The sequence below is a fragment of the Microbacterium sp. cx-59 genome (assembly GCF_020805625.1).
GTDB lineage: Bacteria > Actinomycetota > Actinomycetes > Actinomycetales > Microbacteriaceae > Microbacterium.
The window spans coordinates 125,322-146,013 of the sequence record NZ_JAJHGO010000006.1 but is presented as its reverse complement, the minus strand read 5'-3'; the positions used below and the strand labels follow the sequence as shown (position 1 = coordinate 146,013).

Sequence of the window (20,692 nt, the reverse complement as noted above, 5' to 3'; positions counted from 1 at the left end):
GCTTGCGCCGCACGCGGGGAGGAGCCATCCGACGCGCGGAAACCGCCAGCCCGCGCCCGCGCGACCACGCCGGGAAAGCGTCAACCCGGTCCTCTACGAGCAGGCGGCGCAGAGCCACCCCGCACCCGCGCGCAGTCCGTCCGCGCCCTCCCGGGCGAAACTTTCACGCCCTTTCGCCATACGACCTGGGCGAAAGTATCATTATCACGATCCAAACTGTGCTGTGATCGTGCACACTTCAGGTGTGCCGCTGTTCGAGATGGAAGCGACGCGGCCCGCTCGCGTACGCGTCTTCCTGCGCGCCCAGCTGCCGTTCCTCCTCAGCGTCCTCTTCATCGCCGCGATGGTGGCCCTCGGGCACCCCGACCACCTGACCTCGCCGATCCTCATCGCGGGCGTCGCCGTGACGTTCGCTGCATCCGCCGCATCCGTCCTGCTCCCCTGGGAGAAATGGCGCCCGACGTGGATGCTGATCATCGCCGTCGCCGACATGATCGCGGTCGCGTTCCTCCGCGCCGACCTGACCGGCACGATCCCCTCGGTCGGCATGCTCGCGATCTTCCCCGTGCTCTGGATCTCCTACGGATTCGGGCGCTGGGCGATCAGCGTCGCCATCGTCGGCGCCGCGTTCATCACGTCGTTCACGTTCGCGTACCAGGGGCGCGTGCCCGGCTCGGTGGCGGACTGGATCAACGTCATCGTGCTGCCGGTGCTCATCGTCGCCGTCGCGTTCATCGTGAACATCGCCGCCGACAAGCTCCGCCGTTCGGGCCGCCGCATCGCCGCGGCGCACGATGCCGAGTCCGCCGCGCTGCGCCTGGCGCTCGACAGCGAGTTCCTCGCCGGCAGCATCCTGAACTCCGTGCACGCGGCCGTCATCTACTACGACGCCGACGGCGCGCTTCTCGTCGCGAACCGGCGTGCAATAGAGATGTCGGCCTCGATGGGACTCTCGCTCGCGGCCCCGCCCTACTTCGGCGACGACGTGTTCGAGGCCGATCGGGTCACCCCGATCCCGCGCGAACAGCAGACCATCGCGCGCGCGCTGCGCGGAGAGAACATCGCCGATCACCTGGAATGGGTCGGCCCGCCCGACCTGCAGCGCGCCATCAACATCGCCGCGAAGCGCGTGCACCGCGAGGACGGCGTGCGCATCGGCACCGTCGTCGTCGCGCACGACGTCACCGACCTCGCCACCGCCGTCGATGTGCGCGAGCAGTTCCTGAAGACCGTTTCACACGAGCTGCGTTCGCCGATGACCAGCATCATCGGCTACCTCGACCTGATCGGCGAGCGGTTGCCCGACGCCGACCGGAGCGGCCACGCGTACCTCGACATCGTGCTGCGAAACGCCGACTCGCTCATGGACCGGATCGGCGAACTCGTCGCCGCGACCTCCGATTCGGTGTCGGTGTCGTCGCAGCACACCGACCTGACCGCGCTCGTCGGCGACGCGATCGCCGACGTCGGCGACCGGGCAGAGGCCCGCGGCATGACGATCGAGCGCGTCGGCGAAATCGTGTTCTCTGCCCCCGTCGACCCGTGGCGGATGCGGCAGGTCGTGCGCGAGCTGCTCACCAACGCCGTGAAGTTCGGCACCCCGCACACCGCGATCACGATCGGGCAGGTGCGCGAAGGCGACATCTGCCGCATCAGCGTCACGAACACCGGACCGGCGATCGGCCGATCCGACCGGCGGCTCGTCTTCGACCGCTTCTACCGTGCCCCGCACGCGCACCAGAACGCGATCCAGGGTTTCGGGATCGGCCTCAGCCTCGTGAAAGACGTGATCGCTTCTCACCACGGACGCGTGATCATCGACGCGCCGTACGCCGGAGCGACGCGCTTCACGATCGAGGTGCCGTCCGTGGTGGCGTCGGCATAGAGGTCGTCGCGCGGTCGCGGGTGTTGCGCCACCGTGCGGCGCCGGCCGTGCTGCGGGGTGCGGCAGCCGCGGTAGTACGGGCCTGCAGCGCCTCCGGTTACGAGAAGCGCGGGTAGTCGAGGTCGCCGAGATCCTGGTTCGGGTCTTCTTCTTCGTCGTCCTCGACGACGAAGAAGTCGCGCGGGGTGGGGCTGATGCGCTCGAGCCGGGCGTGCAGTGCCCGCACATCGTCATCGAACGAGGGCACTTCGCCGGTCGGTTCCCAACGGGCAGGAGCCGAGAGCACATCGTTGCCCACGCCGATCACGAGCTGCGCCATGCCCTCCTCGCCCGTACGGTCATCGATGATCGGGATGCTGACGGCTTCCGCGTTGCCCTGCTTCGCGACCGCCGCGGTCAGGAGCACCAACACCTCGGCGACCTCGTCGGTGGTGTGAACGGTCTGGCCCGCATATGTCACGCTGCGCATGAGTGAAGTGTTTCGTGCCTTCCCGGACGAAAGCGGGGGGTTGCGCACGAGTGCTACACGGCGCAGGGCCCGGTGCAGGGCGTGCCCGACGCGGCTCAGGCGCGGTCGCCGAACTCCGGAGTGAGGAAACGGCGCTCGTAGCGGCGGATGCAGCCCGACTCCTCCGCGAAGCGGTAGGCCGCGAGGCATTCCGCATCCGTCGTCGCCGTGATCCGGTACTGCTCGTACGCGGCGAGGGAATCGAAGCTGAACAGCGCGAACGCCTCGTCGCTGTCGCCCTCGCTGGGCAGGAAGTAGCCGTGATGGATGCCGCCGACCTTCTCGACGAGGCGGATCCACTGCCGTCCGTACTCGCGGAAATCGTCGACCTTGGCCGCATCGATCTCGTAGCGCAGGTGGATCGTGATCACGCGCGGGAGCCGGTCCGCGCGGACGAAGCCGCGGGCGAAGCCGCGGGCGCCGCATCCGGAACCGTGGCGAACGCGCGCACGGGGAAGGTGCCGAACGCCTGGACCTTCGGCGGGACCGCCGTGAAGCGCGCGCCGCGCTCGGGAACTGCGTCGAGCCCGGTGAGGTGCTCGACGACGTGGATGCGGGCCGCGAGCAGCAGCGAGTGCGCCGGACGGGCGCCCGCCGCATCCGGGCTCGTGTCGTCGATGTTCAACGAGTCGATGCCGACGAGCGCGACACCCTGCGCGATCAGCGCCCGCGTGCCGGCCTCGGTGAGGAACGGAGCGTCGGCGGCGTAGGCGGGGGTGCCGAAGTGGCGGTCCCAGCCGGTGTCGAGCAGCACGGCGGAGCCCGCGGGGATGTCGGTGGGCAGGTCGGATGCGTCGATGCCGCGGCGTCCGATGCCGCGCACGTGCACGGTGACCGTCGGGAGGTCAACGAGCGTCGCGAGGTCGAGGCTCGAGAGATCGCCGCCGTCGCCATAGCGGTGGAAGGGCGCGTCGAGGTAGGTGCCCGTGTTGCCGATCATGGTGATGATGTCCATCGCGAACTCCGTGCCCGCAGCGTAGACGCCGCGCGAGTTCTCGCGGGTGAGATGCGGGGTGAACGTCGGTGCGGGCAGGCCGGGGTAGGTGACGAGGCCGGCGCGGATGGTGTGGCTGAGATCGATGAGCACACGCCCAGTCTGCCGGGGTGGCCGGCCGCATCCGTACCGCGCATCGCGCATCGGCAGGAAAGCGACGGCGGATGACGGGCGTCGAGCGTTTACCCCTATCCGTCACCGAATTCCAGCCCCCCGATGCGCGGGGATCGCCGACGTAGCGTGGGGGAATCGCGCGGGGCTCGTCCCCGGTTGATCACAGAGAAGGGAGCCCGAACCATGGGACTCGACGACAAGATCAAGAACGCTGCCGAAGACATCTCCGGCAAGGCCAAGGAGGCCGCTGGTAAGGCCACCGACAACGAACGCCTCGAGGCGGAGGGCAAGGGTGACCAGACTCGCGCCAGCCTCAAGAAGGCCGGCGAGGACGTCAAGGACGCGTTCAAGTAAGCCCGCCTGACGATGCCCCGGAGACTCGTTCTCCGGGGCATTCGTCGTGTTCGGGCGGGGTCAGCCGGAGGGGTTGTCGACGGGGCGGTTGTTCTCGTCGGTGGTGTCGGGGAGCTCGGGGGAGTCGCTCGTGAGCGGCGCACCATCCGGGGCTTCCGGCGTCTCCGGATCGTGGTCGCCGTGGGTGTTCTTCGCGGAATGCTGATCAACCATCGGGTCGCTCCTCTCCTGCGGCGCACAAGGCGGCCGCGTCGGTGAACAGGCGACGTTACGCGCGTCGGCCTGCGGCATCCGGGGCTTGACGCCCGCGAACACGCGTCGCAGAGGGGATGCGGGGCGGCCCGCGTGGTGCGGACCGCCCCGTGCGATGTCGAGGGGTCAGGACCTCCGCGCGCGTGCTCGCGCGACGAAGCCCGCCGCGATCGCCAGTCCGCCCAGCAGGAGCAGCGCTCCGATCGGGGCGATCATCCCCGTCGCCGCGAGCGAGCCGTTGCGCTCGGATCCGGGCGCCGCAGCGACACCGTCACCGGTGTCCGGTCCCGAACCCGGGCCGGACCCGCCGCCGCCGCCCCCGCCTCCGCCTCCGGCCCCGGCCCCGGCCCCGGCCGACACGGTGAACACCGCCGACGCGGGAGACGGCCCGGATTCGCCGACGCCGTTGAGCGCGACGATCCGTGCGGTGTACGACCCGTCGGCTAGACCGGCAAGGGTCGTCCGCATCTGCGCGGCGAGACCATTGGTGACGGTCACCGTCCGCACCGGCGCTGCGACTCGTCCGGTCGCGGCGAGAGCGGGGCCTGCCCACAGCTCGACACGGTACGACGTGACGTCCGATCCGCCGTCAGCTGGAGCCGCCCACGCGACCGTGGCCGACGAACCCGACACCGAGACGCTCGGCACCGCCGGCGCGTCGGGCACGGTGGGTTCCTCGCCATCCGTGTCGAGCACGAAAGGCGCGAAGGCGATCCAGTCGACATCGGGCGCGATCGCATATCCATCCCGCACCTGATCGTCGGACGTGCTGCCCGTCGGGCCCTCGTCGATGAACAGAGTGGAACGGGTGTTGCCGAACTCGATCGCCCCGCCGTCGGTGCGGAGGTTCAGCGGCATGACCGCCTCCCAGAAGTTCGTCGCCAGGTACGTGTACCGGAACGTGGTGCGCCCGGCCAGGCCGTCGACACCGCCCTCCGACGCCTGGAGCCCGAGGTCGACGACCTGTGGGTTGTAGTCGTGAGTGCCCTCGATGTCATCGTTCGAGAAGTGGACAACCGCGTTGTACTGGCCTGCCGCCGCGAAGCCGTCGCCACGCGGGATCGAGAGGGTGCCCTCGTTGGCGGGATTCGCGTCGGTGATGCCGAGTCCCTGGACGAAACCGTCCCCCGAACCAGACGTGCCCACGCCGGTCGTCGGCTGGTCGCCGAAGCCGGAGACCCGTGCCGATCCGCCGAGCGTGACCGTGGTGAGGTCCTCCGCCTCCACCCGCACGATGCGAGCATCGCCCTCGACGGCGCGCGTCGTCGTCACCCCCGACACGGTCGCCGGACCGGAGCTACGCAGCTCGACCTCACTGATCCCCTCGGGGAGATGCACGCGGACACGGGATGCGGTATCGCCCCCGCTGCTGTCGAACGTGCTCGCCACTCGACCGTCGACCGTGAGTTCGAGACGCGCATCGCCGTCCGCTGCCCAATCGACCGAGACGTCGTAGTAACCCGACTCGTACGCGGAGGGGTAGAGATCGATGCGTTCGCCGTCATCGAGGCGCGCGGAGCCGCGAGCCGCGCCGTCCCACGTGAGCGTCGCGCCCTCCGCGAGGCGGAAGGTCGACGCCGGGTACCGGACGCTCTCGGTGTTGACGTCGTCCCCGATGCGAACGAGCTCGAAACGGTCGAGAGTGACACCTCCCTCGTAGCCCGCGTTCGCGAGCAAAGTTGTGCCGTCCTCGCTGGTGCGCAGACTGAGCGTGTTCTCGCCGGCCGCGAGCGCCACGGCGACCTCGGCACTCCCGCGAGCGACGCCGCGCACGTTGCTCGGCTTGATCGCGTTCGCGCCGTACTGCACGATCTGGTCGAACGCGTCGTCGACGAACAGCGCATGCTGCACGGGCACGCCGGGCGTCGCCCCGAGGATCTGCAGGCGATACAGCCCCGGTTCCTCGATGTCGACCGTCCAATCCGCCCGCGAATCGAGGGCGGCGAAGCCCGACACGTCCCGATCCGCGGACGCGCGGTATCCGTCCGGGGTCCGTTCCGACGCCGACTGCAGGGTCACTCGTTCCGCTTCGATGACGTGACGCTCACTCTGCGCGCTCAGTGCGGCCGCGACGTCGCGCGGCGCAGCCGGGGTGACGATCACCTGGTAGGCGCTGCTCGCATTCGCAGAGGGGATACGGATGTCGACCCGTCCGTTCACGATGGCCGCACCGTCGAACGCAGCGACCACACGAGGAGCGCCGGAGATACCGTCGGTTCCGCTCACGAGTGCTTCGCGGACCTCGATATCGACCGCGTCGCCGAAGGTGCCGGGGTCGAGGCCCTCCAGAGCGAGGGCGCCGTCGCGACCGTCGGCGATGCCCGCCACGATCACCTGCGCCCGCCGTGACTCCTCATCGATGGCGGCGATCGCCTTCTGCTCCCCGAGGGGAACGCGAACGGTCTCCGACCCGGTCAGATCGCCGTACCACTTGAACAGCCACCATCCGCCGTTCGCCGCGTTCACTTTGGCCTGGTTGTCGGACAGTGTTCCGGATGCGGTCCAGTACGCGGTCTGCGCATCGATCTTCGCGGCCTCGAAGCTCGCGAACCAGCGCAACAGGTTGGCCGGGGAGCTCATGTCGGTGCTGGCGCCCCACTCGGTGATGTTCACCTGGGGGACGTCCTCGGGCGCGATGCCGAGATTCCGCGCGTACTGACGGAACTGCTCCGCACGCTGCGGCATCCACTGGTAGCCGCGTAGCTCGTGCCAGACGTAGACGTCCGGCACCGTGTCGGTGTCGATCGCCATCTTCAGGAATGAGGTGATGTTCCCCTCGCCCCGCCAGGCGGCGTCGCCGGGACCGGCGATCCGGGGCCGTTCGAGGTCGTACTTCGCGTAGGTATCGGTGATGACGTCCCAGGCGGCCGTCCAGTCGGTCGCGCCGTCCGGAGTGAAGCTGTCGGGCTGCCCGCCCACGTGCATGTAGCGGTTGTAGAGGTCATCCGAGTTCAGCCACTGCAGGTCCACCTCGTTGAACGGGATGAAGACATACTTCTCCGGGTTGTCGGACTCGCGGGCGATCTCGTCGACAACGATCTCGAGTACCTCGAGGTAGTCCCAGCGTCCGTTCGGCGTCGAGGTGCGTTCGCCGGTCAGACGGCCGTCGTCGCCGCGCGTGAACGTCAGGTCGTCGCCGGGGCGTCGGCCTCCGTTGTAGGGCCAATCGGGGTAGAAGTCCTGGGTGTAGACGTAGAGGTCCTTGCCGTGCTTGTCGAAGAACGAGTCCTCGATGTGGAAGGCATCGCCGCCGGGATGCTGGGTGCCGAACGGCGGCTTCTGCGACACGTTCGTCATCGCGGCGCCGTTGACGAGCGCCTGCGTGGGCGATCCCTCATCGCCGAGGCCGTACAGGGTGCCCGAGGCTCCGCCGCGGAACTCGCCCGTGGTCTCGGAGAAGTCGACAGTGACGTCTTCGGTCAACCGCTCGTCGACCGTGACGGTGGCGGTCAGGGTGCCGTCCCATCCGTCGACCGTGCCCGCGACCGTGAACACCGATCCTGCGTTCGCGTAGTCGGCGGGACGAACGCGCTCCCACTCGATCGGGGCATCGACCGCGGGGCCCGCTTCGCGCGTGGCAGCGACGGTCGACGGCAAGACGGGCGGGATGCCGGCGGGTGTCGTGAGCGCCCAGGTCTCTTGCGAAAGCCCCACGATCTCGCCGACGTATCCGGAGAAGAGCGCCTCGACCTGCGCGGCGGTCAGCGCCTCCCGGTAGACCGAGAAATCGTCGAACTCGCCGCCGAAGAAGGCGGCCCACGGGCCGGCCCACGGCACGCGGCCGATGAGGCCCGAGCGGGTGCTGGACGCGCTCGCGAGCTTCGCGAAATCGACGGTTACCGCCTCGCTCCGAACGAGCGAGCCGTTGATGTAGTACGAGAGGGTGGAGCCGTCGACGACGCTCGTGATGTACGTCCAGGTATCGGTGGACAACGGCGCGGGGGAGACCGCCTTCACCTCGCTCCCGGAGTTGGCGGCAGCCTTTGACTGGCCGCCCTCGTTTGGCACGTAGTAGACGCCCCAGTTGTCGGCGGGGAGTGCATCGCTGCCGACGATGTACGCCCAGGGCAGCTGGCTCGCGTTCTTGCCGTCCCACTTGATCCACGTCGACACGGTCAGGGCGTCTGCATCGTCGAACAGGCCGGCCGGGATCTCGAGGTAGGGCTTGTCGCTGGAGGGGGAGTTCTGGGCGCCGCCCGGCAGCAGGCCGGACGAACCGGCGTCGTCGGTCGGCCCGTCGCCGCGCGCCAGCGTCGGCGCGTTTCGGACCCGCGCATCGAAGGCGGCGCCGAGCGACCCGTCGTTCGCGACCTTCCCGAGCGACGCATCGCCATCGAACGAGTACCGCACCGACGGGTCGGGCAGCGAAACGGCGGCGTGCGCCGCGGGAGCCGCGGCCGACACGAGCGATGCGGCCAGCACAGCGGTCGTCGTCAGTGCTGCGGCGAAGGTTCGGCCCGGTCGGGCAGACGTGCGTGAACGGTGTCTCATCGCTTCCTCTTCATTGAGTGTCGAGTGCATTTCCGGCGACCGCGGAGTGGTTCTCGGACGCCCGTGCGGCGGAGAAACAGAAATCATCCGCCGTGTCGGGTCGAAGCTAGCAGGCGGTGATAACGGTTTCAAGAAAAAGTTGATAGCGGTTTCACGTTGTCGTAGGGTCTACCTGAAACCGCTATCACAGCGGACCTGCCTTCCCGGAACGCGCTATCAACGGAGACGCGATGACGACCACGACCCTTTCCCACACGAGCACCGTCCACTGGGACGGTGGCGACGCAACCGTCGCATTCGCGTGGGCAGCGGACGAGCCCGTGCACGTCGCGTCCATCGGCGTCGATGGGCGCACGGTCCGGGTTCACGCCGTCCCGGCCGTCGAGATCATCAGCGCCGATCGCGGGAGCGTTCCGGCGTCGTACCGGCTCGTGCATTCCGAGATCGGTGCCCAGTTGCGGTACGTCGACCACGTCGAGTCGCGGCACGGCACGACGCGGTCGCTCCGCATCCGCCAGCGCGCCGGGGGCATCGAGGCCGTCCTCCAGCTCGAGAGCGACGACGATGTGGCGGGGTTTCGCGCTCAGGTGACGGTGACCAATCTTTCAGCGGAGCCGCTCGTGCTCTTCTCGGTCGCGTCGTGGGCGATGGGATTCACCGCAGACGGCAGCACCGACCGCGCCCTGTCGGGATGGCAGCTCGTCTCGGGGCGCAGCGACTGGCTCGCCGAGGGGCGCTGGACGACCACGGCGCTCGAGGGCCCCGAGTTTCCCGATCTGGCCGAGAATCGCACCGGACACAACCCCCGCGGCGCCTTCATCGTGACGTCGGACGGTACCTGGTCGACCGGCCGCCACCTGCCGGTGGGCATCATCGCGAACGACGAGCTCGACCTCGCCGTGGCGTGGCAGATCGAACACAACGGCGCCTGGCGCTGGGAGATCGGCCGCGACACCGCCGGCGCGTTCCTCGCCCTCTCCGGACCCACCGACGTCGATTCCGCGTGGTCGCTGCCGCTCGGAACGGACGAGTCGTTCACGACCGTGCCCGTCTCGGTGGCGCTCGGGCGCTCCCGCGTCGCCGCCATCGCCGCCCTCACCGACTACCGCCGTCGGACTCGTCGATCGCACGTCGACAATGCGCGGATGCCGGTCGTCTTCAACGACTACATGAACACCCTCGACGGCGATCCGACGACCGAGAAACTGCTGCCGCTGATCGCCTCGGCCGCCGAGGCGGGCGCCGAAGTGTTCTGCATCGACGCCGGGTGGTACGACGACAGCGGCCACTGGTGGGCGTCCGTCGGCGAGTGGCTGCCGTCGACCACTCGCTTCCCGGGGGGCCTGGCCGAGGTCATCGACGCGATCCGCGCGTCGGGGATGGTACCCGGCCTGTGGCTCGAGCCCGAGGTCGTCGGCGTCGAAAGTGCGGCGGCCGACACGCTGCCCCAGGATGCCTTCCTGCAGCGCAGCGGTGTCCGCGTCGTCGAGCACCACCGCTACCACCTGGACCTGCGGCACCCCGCCGCGCGCGCCCACCTCGACGAGGTCGTCGATCGACTCGTGCGGGACTTCGGCATCGGGTTCATCAAGATGGACTACAACATCAACCCGGGACCGGGCACGGATCGCGACGCGGCGAGCGTCGGCGACGGCCTGCTGCAGCACAACCGCGCACATCTGGCGTGGCTGGATGCGGTGCTCGACCGGCATCCGGAACTCGTGATCGAGAACTGCAGCTCGGGGGCGATGCGTCAGGACTGGGCGATGCTCTCGCGGCTCGCGATGCAGTCGACGTCCGACCAACAGGATTTCACCAAGTACCCGCCGATCGCTGCCGCGGCGCCCCTCTCGATGCTGCCCGAGCAAGCCGCGAGCTGGGCGTACCCGCAGCCGGAGATGAGTGACGAGCAGATCGCGTTCTGCCTCGTCACGGGTCTGCTCGGCCGTTTCTACGTGTCGGGGTACCTCAACCGGATGACCGGCGGCCAGCGCGCTCTCGTGGCGGAAGCGGTCCGCGCCGCGAAAGACCTGCGACCGATCATCGCGACCGCCGCACCGCACTGGCCCACCGGCCTGCCCGGATGGACGGACCGCGTCGTGTCGCTCGGGCTGCACGCGGGCGACACCGACCTGGTATCGCTCTGGCAGCGCGACGGAGAGGCGTCGCACGTCGCCCTCGCCCTGCCCCACCTGACGGGGCGCGACGTGACCGTCTCCACCGTCTTCCCCGCAGATCTTCCCGACTGGCCGACCGAATGGGACGCCACCTCCGGGACCCTCACCGTACACACGACGGACGCGATTCCGGCCGCGCGTACCTTCCGCCTCACCACGCCGCTCAACCCGACGGCGTAGAGGCACAGCACCAGTCACACTGATCACAGAAGGAGCATTTCGATGAAGAAGCGGTTCCCCGCGGCGTTGGCCCTCACGGCCACTGCCGCCCTTGCCCTCGCAGGCTGCTCGGACCCCGGAGCGGGCGGCGGCTCCTCCGAACCCGCGACCTGGCCCGACCAGAACGCGGATCTGAGCGGCACGACCCTCACGATCTGGGCCGCGCAGAACTCCAACACGGTGCCCGACAGCGTCGTCGCGGGCTTCGAGGAGCTCACCGGCGCCAAGGTCGACGTCGTCACCATCCCCGATCCGTACGAGCAGAGCGTGCAGACCAAGGTCGCGACCGGCGACAAGCCCGATCTCGCGTTCTGGCAGCCGACGGCGTCGCAGCTGACGGCACTCAACGCATCCGAGAACCTCCAGTCCCTCGACGATGCACCGTGGCTCGGCGCCTACGACGGAGATCTGCGCGACATCACCGGCATTCTCGATGACACCCGCTATGCCGCCCTCATCACCACCCCGGCCGTGGAAGGCGTCTACTACAACAAAGACGTGTTCGCCGCGGCCGGCATCACCGAAACCCCCGCAAGCTGGGACGAACTGCTCACCGTCGCGCGTCAGCTGAAGTCCGAGGGCACCACTCCCTTCTTCGACTTCGGCGGCGGCACGCCGTGGGCGACGCAGTGGTGGGTCCAGGTGCAGTTGGCGGATGCCGCTCAGGACGGTCTGTGGGATCGCGTCAACTCGGGCGAGGAGAAGTTCACGGACGAGACGATCCAGGGCGCCATCGACACCTACGACGGCCTGATCGGCGAGGGGCTCTTCAACGACAACCTGAAGACCGCGACGTTCGAAGACCAGGGCCCGGCCCTGCTCGCAGGAGACGCCGCGATGGCCGTGCAGGTCAACTCCTTCTTCGGTCAGCTGCAGTCGCTCGCCGACACCGCAGAGCTGGACGAGAAGATCGGCTTCTTCCCGATCTCACCGACCGGCAACGTCGGCACGTTCATCCCCGACCAGTCCAACGCGCTCGTCGCATTCAAAACGGGCGACGCCACCCGCGAGGCGGCGGCTCGACAGCTGCTCTCCTACTGGCTGGGTGACGGATACGCGGACTTCGTCGAGGCGCAGTCGACGGTGTCGCTGCAGAGCGACGTGCCGACGCCCGACGGTGTTCCGCAGGCCCTCCTCGACGCGAGCGCGTCGCTCTCCGACTCGGTCGGTTCGATGCAGGCGCTCGCAATCGTGAACCCTGACCTGTACCTGAACCTCGGGGACATGATCCAGGGCACGAAGACGCCGACAGAAGTCGCCGAGGCAACGCAGGCGCAGTTCGCGGAGCTCGCGAAGGCGATCGGCGCGGCCGGGTTCTGACTCGCAGGGCGGGCGTCGGTTCTCCGGCGCCCGCCCCCACCCGAATGAGGATGACATGACCACGAATCTCGGCCTCTCCCGTGGAGCGGCGAAGACCCGGGGCGTCGCGCAGTACCGCCCGTCCCGGCGGGCCAAACAGGACCACCCGATGTGGTTCCTGATCCCGGCGATCGTCGTGCTGACGTTGTTCTTCGTCATCCCGACGCTGTACAACTTCATCTACGCCTTCACGAACTGGTCGAGCTTCAAGAGCTCCATCGACTTCGTCGGAGCCGACAACTTCGTCGCGCTGTTCTCCAACGGAAGCCTCGTCAACGCACTGGTCGTGACCCTCACCTACGCGGTACTGGTGGCGATCTTCCAGAACGCGTTCGGGTTGGGGCTCGCCCTGTTGCTCGAACGCGACACCCGCATCAACCGGGCCGTACGCGTCGCCTTCTTCGTGCCCGTGATCATGTCGGCGCTCGCGGTGGGCTACATCTTCCAAGCGATCCTCAAGCCCGACGGCGCGGTCAACGGGATTCTCGGGGGCATCCTCGGCCAGGAGATCGACATCGCGTGGCTCGGCAGCACGACCTGGACGATCGTCGTCGTCGCTCTCATCCACTCGTGGAAGTGCATGGGGCTGTCGATGCTCATCTATCTCGCGGGCCTCAAGACCATCAGCGAAGACGTGCTCGAGGCCGCTCGCCTGGACGGTGCCGGATGGTGGACGACGCTGCGCACCATCCGCTTCCCGCTCCTGGCACCCGCCGTGACCTTCAACGTCGCGACCGCGCTGCTCGGCTCGATGAACGGCTTTGACATCGTGCAGGCGACCACCGCCGGCGGCCCCGGGGGCACGACAGAGCTCCTGAACATCTTCATCTTCCGGACGTTCGGGCAGGGTCTGTTCGCCCAGGCCACGACGATGAGCCTGGTGCTCTTCCTCATGGTCTCGGTGCTCGCCTTCCCGGTGATCCGATTTCTTCGCAAGCGGGAGGACGTGCTGTGAGCGCCACCACCATCGCACCGAGCGCGCCGTCGGGCGCGGGCGATGACACCACCACGATCGTGACGGGGAAGCCGCGCGAGCGTCGTCGTCCGCGCGGCGCCATCTCCCGGTTCGTGCAACCGGTGTCCGCGATCGTCATCGCCCTGCTGCTGCTCGGCATCCCCTTCTGGATCGTCGTCGTGACCGCATCGAAGACGCAGGCGGAAGCGCTTCGGCCCGACATGTCGCTGCCGACCGAGTTCGCGCTCTTCGACAACTTCGCCACCGCGTTCACGGACGGCAGCATGCTCGTCGCGTTCGGCGGCAGCCTGCTCGTCATGGTGCCTTCGGTGCTCGGGGTGCTGATTCTCGGGTCGATGGCGGCGTGGATCCTCGGACGCCGCTCGTCGCGTCTGCTCGCGTTCCTCTACGCGCTGGGTATCAGCGGAATCGTGCTGCCGCCCGCGGTCGTGACGATCGTGCTGCTCCTGCGTCAACTGGGGCTGGCCGGAACCGCCGTCGGCATGATCGGGGTGTACATGGGGATGTACCTGTCGACGGTGATCTTCTTCGTCACCGGGTTCGTCCGCACCATCCCGCCCGAGCTCGAAGAGGCGGCACGGGTAGACGGAGCGTCGCCCCTGCGGGTGTATGTCAAGATCATCCTGCCGCTGCTCATGCCGGTTCTGGCGACGGCAACCATCCTCATCTGCCTGTACATCTGGAACGATGTGTTCTACGCGTTGTTCGTCATCGGGGGTCGCGTGGACACTCTTCCCTTGAACCTGTACCAGATCGCGAGTTCCGGGCTGTACCTGCAGAACTGGCATCTGATCTTCGCGTACATCATCCTGATGAGTCTGCCGCTGCTGATCACCTTCATCGTCGCGCAGCGCAAGATCATCTCCGGCATCACGAGCGGAGCGGTCAAGTGACAGCGGCATCCGACGAACGCAGCGGTTCCGCACGGAACGCGACCATCGCGGATGTGGCGGCACGGGCGGGCGTTTCCGTGCCCACCGTCTCGCGGGTGCTCACGGGGGCGGCGAAGGTCAGCGACGCTCGGCGCGAACTCGTCGAGCGGGCGATCGCGGAACTCCGATTCCGGCCGAGCGCGGCAGCGCGAGTGCTGGCATCGCGCAAGGCCCAAGTCATCGCGATCATCGCCGGCGACACCTCGCGGTACGGCTACGCCGAGACGATCCGGGGCGTGGAAGAAGCGGCGCGCGCGCGGGGCTTCACCGTCATGATCACGGTCGTCGAGAGCGCGGATGACGCGGAGATCGATCAGGCCATCTCCGCCACTCTCGGCCAGCCGCTGGCGGGGATCGTGGTCCTCAAGTTCGATCCGCCCGGCGTCGCCGCGCTGAACCGCGTGCCCCCGGAGATCCCCGTGGTCGCGCTGTCCGGCATCCGCGAGGCCGGCGTCCCGCAGGCGGTTCTCGACGAGACACGAGCGGCGGAGGAACTCACCAACCATCTTCTCGGCCTCGGCCATGCGACCGTGCATCACGTGCGCGTGCCGCCGTCCCGCAAGGAGGATGGGCGGACGACGGGATGGCGACGCGCGCTGAAGAAGGCCGGTCGCGTCGTGCCGCCGCTGCACGACGCGGGGTGGGATCCGCGAACGGCCGTGGGAGTCGGTCGCGAGCTCGCCGAGGATCCGGCCGTCACGGCGGTGTTCTGCGGTAACGACGAGATCGCGATGGGAGTCATCCGAGGGCTGAGCGACGCCGGACGCACCGTGCCGGGCGACGTCTCCGTCGTCGGGTTCGACGACCACCCCCTCGCGGCGCTCTGGTCGCCTCCCCTCACCACCGTCGAGCAGGATTTCGCCGGGATGGGACGCCGGGGCATGGGGCTCCTCTTCGCGGAGATCGCCGGTGAACCGACGAAGCGGTACTCGTCGGCGCGGCCGGGACTCGTCATCCGAGAGTCGACCGCCCCGCCCGCGGCCGGTGTCGTCGCCGACGTACTCGCTCCGGGCGCCTGAGGAGACGCGACGATCCCGCACGCGATCACGGGGCGCACGCCGCACTGACGCACGTCGGCACCGAACGCAAGCCGCCGGGCAGTTCGAACCCTCGCGGATACCTTGAGCGGATGAAGGCCCACCGCTGTCGCGTCTGCGGCAACCCCCTCTTCTTCGAGAACACCCGCTGCGAGGTGTGCGGCAGCGCCCTCGCGTACTCGCTCATCGAAGACGCCATCGTGCCGCTATCGGGCGGGGAGTACCGCGCCGGCGACGGCCGCATCTGGCACACCTGCGCGAACCGAGACCTCGCCGCGTGCACGTGGCTGACGGCGGATGCGGGCACCCTCTGCCCGAGCTGCGCGCTCACTCGCACCCGTCCCGCCAACGGCGACGAGGCGGGCCTGGCCGGCCTCGTCATCGCCGAGCGCGCGAAACGCCAACTCGTGCGCGAACTGCACCGCCTCGGCGTGCCGCTCGTGCGCCAGGGATCCGCCGCCGACCCCGCGGGCACCGGAATCGCCTTCGACCTTCTCTCCGACACCCCCGATGGCGTCGTGATCGGCCACACCGACGGCGTCATCACCATCAACCTCGCTGAAACCGGTGACGCGTACCGGGAACGGATGCGGATCCAGCTCGACGAGCCGTACCGCACGGTGCTCGGGCACCTGCGGCACGAGATCGGGCACTATGTCGAGTGGCTGCTGCTCGAGATCCCCGACCGGATGGACGCCGCGCGCACCCTTTTCGGCGACGAACGTGCGGACTACGGTGACGCCGTCACCCGGCACTACGCCCAGGGCCCGCCAGACGACTGGCGGCGCACGTACATCTCCAGCTACGCGACGATGCACCCGTACGAGGACTTCGCCGAGACCTGGGCGCACTTCCTGCACATCCGCGACGCAGTCGAAACAGCCGAGGAGTACGGCATCCTGCGCGAGCGGGCGGTGCCGCATCCGTTCTCGAGACTCGTGATCGACGTGTGGCTTCCGCTCGCCACCGGTCTCAACATGGTCAATCGCTCACTCGGGCAGAAGGACCTCTACCCGTTCGTGATCACCGCGCCGGTGCTGCGCAAGCTCGACTTCGTCGACGACGCGATCCAGCGTTACGCGGCCGAATCCGCGTAACCGCCGCCCGGGCGAGGAGCGGTCGCCGCCTTCGCGGGGCCCGCGGCGGCCGCGGGGCCGGCGGCGCCCGCAGCGTCGAGATCGATCGTCAGCCCGCTCGAGGAATTCGCCTGCTGCGCCATGTCTTTGAGGAGCGCGGAGTTCAGCACCTCGGGCTCGGGCGACTCGAACACGAACCGCAGCGGGATCGACGGCTGTATCCACAGTGTCGTTCGGCCCGGCACGTCGGCGCCGGAATGTCGCCACGAGAGGGTGAATGCCTCGTTCCGCCGCAGCTTCGTCGACACCACGACCTTCACGTGCGCCAACAGGGTATCGGGGATCGCGATCGACTTCGATCCGTTGCCGTAGAACAGATCTCCCATGACGTTCCCCCCGATACGTCAAGCCGAGCAGCTTGTGAGAAAAACACTAGCAGTACATAAGACTAGGAAAACTAGCGAATAAAGATGAGAACGCTCTCATGTAGATCAGCCGCGGATGATCGTCCCTAGAAAGGCTGCGCACCGGTGTCGGTGGGGTGGGCTCAGGCTCCGGGGGCGGGTGCGTCCGGGTCAGAGACGGCCGCGAGAACCTGCTGCAGGAAGCCGGCGACGATGACCGCGTGTTCGGGTGCGAGGGTGGCGGCGATGCCTCGGATGCGGGTCGTCAGCGGGTCGACGTGGTCGGGATCGATCGTGCGGTCGAACGGCTCGATCACTTTCTTGCGTCGGTCGGTGGGGTGCGGTGTGACAGTGATGAATCCGCCCTTGATCAGGCGATCCACCACCGAGGTCATCGCCGGAGGGGTGAGGTGGAGCGCCGCCGCGAGCACGGACGGCGTCATCGGCGACGCGGAGTCGCTGTACTCGAGGATGAAGCGCACGGCCGCTCGGTCGGTGTCGTTCAGGCCGGATGCGGACTGCCTCTGGCGGGCGAGCCTCGCCTCGGCCAGGCGCAGTTGCTCAACCAGTTGCGCGACGTTGAGGCTCTCGCGCGTCTCGCCGGCGGTGAGTGCGTCATCGGTCATGGGTACCCCCGCACGCCACCTGTTCGGGCAGTGGGTGCGGTCCCAGTCTGGCAGAAGAGAGATTGAATTATGAGAGCGCTGAATATTAAGTGTCGAATAGTTAATCGGTGAACTATACTGGGGAAAGGTCGGCGGTTGCCGGCTGAAAGTGAAAGGTGCCAGCCATGGGAAGTCTGTTCTACGGGTCCGATTCCGAGCCGATCGACATCCCTGATCGTCTGCTCGCACACATCAAGGTCGTCATGGCCACCAAGCTTCGTCGCGGTGAGAGCTTCACGCTCTCCTGGCGCCACCCGGAGAACGAGCCCGGCGGGCGCAGCACGCTGTGGCTGCATCCGTCCATTCCGCTTCGCATCGTCTTCGACGACGCCGAGCCCGAGGTGCTCGACTCGCAGTGGCTCCAAGAGCTCGCGGCCGGCGCCAGCTCGACCGGCGGACTGAACATCTCGCTCACCGCGGACGCCGCTCACGCGCGCGTTCCGCAGAAGGCGTGACGCGCGACACCCCCGGACGCGTGAAGCGGGGCGGAACCAGCATCAGCTGAGTTCCGCCCCGCTTTCGCGTTTCCGGATGCGCCCCGTCAGTCCGCGAGGAAGCGGATCAGCGCGTCGTTGAACTCGATCGCGTGCGAGACGTTCAGGCCGTGCGGTGCGCCCTCGATCAGCACGAGCTCGCTCGCGGCGATCGCCAGGTGCGTGCGCGCGCCCGATCCCTCGAACGGCACGATGCCGTCGCTGTCGCCGTGCACGACGAGCGTGGGGACGGAGACCTGCTCGATGTCGTCGCGGAAGTCGGTCGTGGCGAACGCCTCCATCGCCTTCACCGCGGCGTGGTGATCGGCATCTCGCGTCAGGGCGAGAGCCTGCAGCCGCTGCGTCTCCGACACCTTCAGCTCGCCGTCCACGGAGAAGAAGTCGCGCGTGAAGCCGTCGTAGAACGCCGCCTCGTCATCGCGCAGCGCCTTCTCCATGTCGGCGGCAGCCTCCGCCGTCAGGGGGCCCGCGGGGTTATCCGACGTCTGCGCCAGGTACGGGGTGACCGCCGCGGCGAACACGATGCTCCGGATGCGGCTCCGCCCGTGCCGGGTGAGGTAGCGCGCCACTTCGCCGCCACCCATCGAGAACCCGACGAGCGTCACGTCGGAGAGGTCGAGCTCGTCGAGCACCGCGGCGAGATCGTCCGCGAACGTGTCGTAGTCGTACCCGCTGCGCGGCTTGCTGCTGCGGCCGAATCCGCGACGGTCGTACGTGACCACCCGATAACCGGCGCCCGCGAGCACCGGAACTTGCTCGGACCAGGACTCGCCCGACAGGGGCCAGCCGTGGATCAGAACGACCGGGCGGCCCGGGCCGCCGGTGTCGTCCACGTGCAGTTCGACACTCGACAACAGGCCATGATGTGCAGTGATTTCGCTCATGCGGTCATGGTGCGCGCCGACCCTGAACAGGGCGCCACGGTTGACGACGGATGCGGAAAGGGTTAGCTGGGGGCGTCAGGCGCGCGGGCCGACCGCGATGTCGAGAACGCGCACGATCTCGCCGAGCGACGGCATGAGCTCGGCGGCCATCTGCTCGTAGACCTCCCACGAGCGCCGGTACGGGTCGATGACGTCGTCGGCGGTCGGGTCGGCGGGCGGATCGAGCTCACCGCGCACCGCCGTCAGGCGCGCGAGCAGCGCGCGGAGCCGCGCAGCGGGATCGGTGCCCGCGGCATCCGCCACCGCGTGGGCGTCCGCATCCGGCACCGCTGCGGCGAGGCGAGCGAACTCCCGCACCGTGAACGTCGTGCGCGTCTGCGCGGGCGCCAACTCGACGACCGCGCGGCGGTGCTCCCGGGTCATGGCGAGCACGAGATCGGGCTCGACGAGGTGCGATTCGTTCAACCATCGGGCGCGGTGCCCGGAGATGAGTTCGTCGGGCACGCCGTACTGGCGGGCGAGCTGCATCGCCTCGGGGGTCATCGGGCTGTCGATCATCGCGCGCGCACCGGCGCTCGCGACGTGCACTCCGCGGTGGCCGAGTTCGTCCTGCAGGATGATCTCCGCGAACGGCGACCGGCAGATGTTCCCCGTGCAGACGGTGAAGACCTCGAGCATGCGGTGGTGGCCCCCCTGTACCTGGCGCGGAGACGGGCGTGCTCTCGTCCCGGTAACGTGGGCGCCGTGAGCGAGTCTAACGATCGAACCTCCCGGTTCTCGCGGTCCGAGTCAGGCGAGTGGGTCGCCCGGCGCATCGCGCCGGCGGAGATCGACACCGACCCGCGCGTGACCGACGACGATGCTGCGGCGGGCGAATCGGCGGGAGACGGGACGGCCGCGGACGGCGCTCGGATCTCGGATGCGGGTGCCGACGGTGCCGATCGCTCCGACGGTGACGGTGCCGTTGCCGATGCTGATGCGGCCGAGTCCGGTTCCGGTCGGCGGCGGCGCCGTCGGCCGAGCGCGCCGCGCGTCTGGTTGCAGGGCGGCACCACGACCCAGCCCTGGGGCTGGCTGCTCGTGGGCTGGGCCATCGTCTCGCTCGGTGCCGGCATCCTCATCGCCACGGCCGCGACCGAGTTCATCGGCGGCGTACTGGGCGGGTGGATCGGCACGGTCGTGCTCTGGGTCGCGATGCTCGTACCCGTCATCTACGGCTTCACGCGCTCCGTGCCGCGCGGACTCCTGCGCTTCCGCGCGACCGACGTGCTGTTCGGGCTCGTGTTCGGGGTGGCACTGCGGGTCATCACCGGATGGCTCGAGCAGGCCGCATCCGGAGTGTCCGTCTGGCCCGCCTACCCGACCGTCGACGGTGGACTCGGCGCGGACTGGTGGTTCGGCGACCTCCTCCTGCCCGTCGTCATCGCGCCCGTCGTGGAAGAGGTCTTCTTCCACGCTCTGCTGCTCGTCGCGCTGTACACCGCGTTCCGCCGCCTGACGCGGGCCCCGGCCGTCGCCGGCTTCGGCGCGGCGCTCGTCAGCACCGGGGTGTTCGTGCTGCTGCACCAGCTGACCGGATCGCTCGGCGCGACCTGGGCGTCGGCGGCCGCGATCGCCCTCGTCGGACTCGTCGGCGCGACCCTCGTGCTCGTCACCGGCCGGTTCTGGGGCGCGCTGCTCACCCACGCCGTCTTCAACGCCTCGTACGTCGTGCTCGCACTCGTCGGCACCCTCGCCGGCGGCTCCGGCGGAATCGATCTCGCGCTCTCGTAACGCCCTCGGCGCACCGGCGAAAGAACTTCTGTCAAGTGCACTCGCCCGACACATCCGCGAGTGATGATGCGAATATCCACGCACCATCGCTCCGGAAG

General features: G+C 68.7%; 19 protein-coding genes. 10 read left to right on the top strand and 9 right to left on the bottom strand.

The window, feature by feature from the left end:
* Positions 1–244 precede the first annotated feature (244 nt).
* Positions 245–1,885 (top strand): HAMP domain-containing sensor histidine kinase, encoded by a 1,641-nt coding sequence (locus tag LMI96_RS07095; protein ID WP_228360978.1) that lies wholly within the window; start codon positions 245–247, stop codon positions 1,883–1,885.
* A gap of 97 nt (positions 1,886–1,982) precedes the next feature.
* On the opposite strand, the gene LMI96_RS07090 is transcribed toward LMI96_RS07095, so the two are convergent.
* The 3 genes from LMI96_RS07090 to LMI96_RS07080 form a co-directional block, all read right to left on the bottom strand.
* On the bottom strand, positions 1,983–2,354 hold the full coding sequence (locus LMI96_RS07090; protein WP_228360977.1) for a hypothetical protein: 372 nt from the start codon (positions 2,352–2,354) through the stop codon (positions 1,983–1,985).
* Positions 2,355–2,449: 95 nt separating this feature from the next.
* A complete protein-coding gene (locus LMI96_RS07085; RefSeq protein ID WP_228360976.1) occupies positions 2,450–2,764 on the bottom strand; it encodes an NIPSNAP family protein in 315 nt (104 codons plus the stop codon).
* Complete coding sequence (locus tag LMI96_RS07080) at positions 2,761–3,480, bottom strand: cyclase family protein (RefSeq protein ID WP_228360975.1); 720 nt, start codon at positions 3,478–3,480, stop codon at positions 2,761–2,763. Before LMI96_RS07080 ends, LMI96_RS07085 begins: the two co-directional genes overlap by 4 nt.
* A gap of 204 nt (positions 3,481–3,684) precedes the next feature.
* Here LMI96_RS07080 and LMI96_RS07075 point away from each other — a divergent pair, with 204 nt between their 5' ends.
* Complete coding sequence (locus LMI96_RS07075) at positions 3,685–3,855, top strand: CsbD family protein (protein WP_223721700.1); 171 nt, start codon at positions 3,685–3,687, stop codon at positions 3,853–3,855.
* Between the two features lie 60 nt (positions 3,856–3,915).
* On the opposite strand, the gene LMI96_RS07070 is transcribed toward LMI96_RS07075, so the two are convergent.
* The gene (locus LMI96_RS07070; RefSeq protein ID WP_223721701.1) at positions 3,916–4,068 is read right to left on the bottom strand and encodes a hypothetical protein; all 153 of its coding nucleotides are present in this window, start codon (positions 4,066–4,068) and stop codon (positions 3,916–3,918) included.
* A 165-nt stretch (positions 4,069–4,233) separates the two neighbouring features.
* Positions 4,234–8,598, bottom strand: coding sequence for a LamG-like jellyroll fold domain-containing protein (locus LMI96_RS07065; protein WP_228360974.1), 4,365 nt, complete (start codon positions 8,596–8,598; stop codon positions 4,234–4,236).
* A gap of 230 nt (positions 8,599–8,828) precedes the next feature.
* On the opposite strand from LMI96_RS07065, the gene LMI96_RS07060 reads away from it, so the two are divergent.
* The 6 genes from LMI96_RS07060 to LMI96_RS07035 all read left to right on the top strand — a co-directional run bounded on the left by LMI96_RS07060 (position 8,829) and on the right by LMI96_RS07035 (position 16,395).
* Positions 8,829–10,955 (top strand): glycoside hydrolase family 36 protein, encoded by a 2,127-nt coding sequence (locus LMI96_RS07060; protein WP_228360973.1) that lies wholly within the window; start codon positions 8,829–8,831, stop codon positions 10,953–10,955.
* Between the two features lie 42 nt (positions 10,956–10,997).
* Positions 10,998–12,314: an ABC transporter substrate-binding protein gene (locus LMI96_RS07055; RefSeq protein ID WP_228360972.1), complete on the top strand. Its 1,317-nt coding sequence runs from the start codon at positions 10,998–11,000 to the stop codon at positions 12,312–12,314.
* Between the two features lie 55 nt (positions 12,315–12,369).
* On the top strand, positions 12,370–13,308 hold the full coding sequence (locus LMI96_RS07050) for a carbohydrate ABC transporter permease (RefSeq protein ID WP_228360971.1): 939 nt from the start codon (positions 12,370–12,372) through the stop codon (positions 13,306–13,308).
* Positions 13,305–14,222, top strand: coding sequence for a carbohydrate ABC transporter permease (locus tag LMI96_RS16315; protein ID WP_223721706.1), 918 nt, complete (start codon positions 13,305–13,307; stop codon positions 14,220–14,222). Before LMI96_RS07050 ends, LMI96_RS16315 begins: the two co-directional genes overlap by 4 nt.
* Positions 14,219–15,280: a LacI family DNA-binding transcriptional regulator gene (locus LMI96_RS07040; RefSeq protein WP_223721707.1), complete on the top strand. Its 1,062-nt coding sequence runs from the start codon at positions 14,219–14,221 to the stop codon at positions 15,278–15,280. The genes LMI96_RS16315 and LMI96_RS07040 overlap by 4 nt, the downstream gene beginning before the upstream one ends.
* Positions 15,281–15,390: 110 nt before the next feature.
* The gene (locus LMI96_RS07035; protein ID WP_228360970.1) at positions 15,391–16,395 is read left to right on the top strand and encodes a putative zinc-binding metallopeptidase; all 1,005 of its coding nucleotides are present in this window, start codon (positions 15,391–15,393) and stop codon (positions 16,393–16,395) included.
* On the opposite strand, the gene LMI96_RS07030 is transcribed toward LMI96_RS07035, so the two are convergent.
* Entirely contained in the window at positions 16,374–16,760 is a 387-nt protein-coding gene (locus tag LMI96_RS07030; RefSeq protein ID WP_228360969.1) for a hypothetical protein, read from the bottom strand. The two genes, LMI96_RS07035 and LMI96_RS07030, sit on opposite strands and share 22 nt — an antisense overlap.
* A gap of 161 nt (positions 16,761–16,921) precedes the next feature.
* Entirely contained in the window at positions 16,922–17,404 is a 483-nt protein-coding gene (locus LMI96_RS07025; RefSeq protein WP_228360968.1) for a MarR family winged helix-turn-helix transcriptional regulator, read from the bottom strand.
* Positions 17,405–17,568: 164 nt separating this feature from the next.
* Here LMI96_RS07025 and LMI96_RS07020 point away from each other — a divergent pair, with 164 nt between their 5' ends.
* Positions 17,569–17,898, top strand: coding sequence for a hypothetical protein (locus tag LMI96_RS07020; RefSeq protein WP_223721711.1), 330 nt, complete (start codon positions 17,569–17,571; stop codon positions 17,896–17,898).
* An 86-nt stretch (positions 17,899–17,984) separates the two neighbouring features.
* Here the strand turns inward: LMI96_RS07020 and LMI96_RS07015 are convergent, their stop codons facing one another.
* Both LMI96_RS07015 and LMI96_RS07010 read right to left on the bottom strand, forming a co-directional pair.
* On the bottom strand, positions 17,985–18,821 hold the full coding sequence (locus tag LMI96_RS07015) for an alpha/beta fold hydrolase (protein WP_228360967.1): 837 nt from the start codon (positions 18,819–18,821) through the stop codon (positions 17,985–17,987).
* Positions 18,822–18,896: 75 nt separating this feature from the next.
* Complete coding sequence (locus LMI96_RS07010; protein WP_228360966.1) at positions 18,897–19,499, bottom strand: low molecular weight phosphatase family protein; 603 nt, start codon at positions 19,497–19,499, stop codon at positions 18,897–18,899.
* A gap of 66 nt (positions 19,500–19,565) precedes the next feature.
* Here LMI96_RS07010 and LMI96_RS16310 point away from each other — a divergent pair, with 66 nt between their 5' ends.
* A complete protein-coding gene (locus tag LMI96_RS16310; RefSeq protein ID WP_228360965.1) occupies positions 19,566–20,594 on the top strand; it encodes a CPBP family intramembrane glutamic endopeptidase in 1,029 nt (342 codons plus the stop codon).
* The last annotated feature ends 98 nt before the right edge of the window (positions 20,595–20,692 follow it).

Bases quoted from the DNA above. Each gene is read 5' to 3' on its own strand.
- LMI96_RS07070 (WP_223721701.1), bottom strand. From the start codon at position 4,068: ATGGTTGATCAGCATTCCGCGAAGAACACCCACGGCGACCACGATCCG.
- LMI96_RS07075 (WP_223721700.1), top strand. From the start codon at position 3,685: ATGGGACTCGACGACAAGATCAAGAACGCTGCCGAAGACATCTCCGGC.
- LMI96_RS07035 (WP_228360970.1), top strand. From the start codon at position 15,391: ATGAAGGCCCACCGCTGTCGCGTCTGCGGCAACCCCCTCTTCTTCGAG.
- LMI96_RS07065 (WP_228360974.1), bottom strand. From the start codon at position 8,598: ATGAGACACCGTTCACGCACGTCTGCCCGACCGGGCCGAACCTTCGCC.
- LMI96_RS07025 (WP_228360968.1), bottom strand. From the start codon at position 17,404: ATGACCGATGACGCACTCACCGCCGGCGAGACGCGCGAGAGCCTCAAC.
- LMI96_RS07010 (WP_228360966.1), bottom strand. From the start codon at position 19,499: ATGCTCGAGGTCTTCACCGTCTGCACGGGGAACATCTGCCGGTCGCCG.
- LMI96_RS07050 (WP_228360971.1), top strand. From the start codon at position 12,370: ATGACCACGAATCTCGGCCTCTCCCGTGGAGCGGCGAAGACCCGGGGC.
- LMI96_RS07020 (WP_223721711.1), top strand. From the start codon at position 17,569: ATGGGAAGTCTGTTCTACGGGTCCGATTCCGAGCCGATCGACATCCCT.
- LMI96_RS07030 (WP_228360969.1), bottom strand. From the start codon at position 16,760: ATGGGAGATCTGTTCTACGGCAACGGATCGAAGTCGATCGCGATCCCC.
- LMI96_RS07090 (WP_228360977.1), bottom strand. From the start codon at position 2,354: ATGCGCAGCGTGACATATGCGGGCCAGACCGTTCACACCACCGACGAG.
- LMI96_RS07055 (WP_228360972.1), top strand. From the start codon at position 10,998: ATGAAGAAGCGGTTCCCCGCGGCGTTGGCCCTCACGGCCACTGCCGCC.
- LMI96_RS07060 (WP_228360973.1), top strand. From the start codon at position 8,829: ATGACGACCACGACCCTTTCCCACACGAGCACCGTCCACTGGGACGGT.
- LMI96_RS07015 (WP_228360967.1), bottom strand. From the start codon at position 18,821: ATGAGCGAAATCACTGCACATCATGGCCTGTTGTCGAGTGTCGAACTG.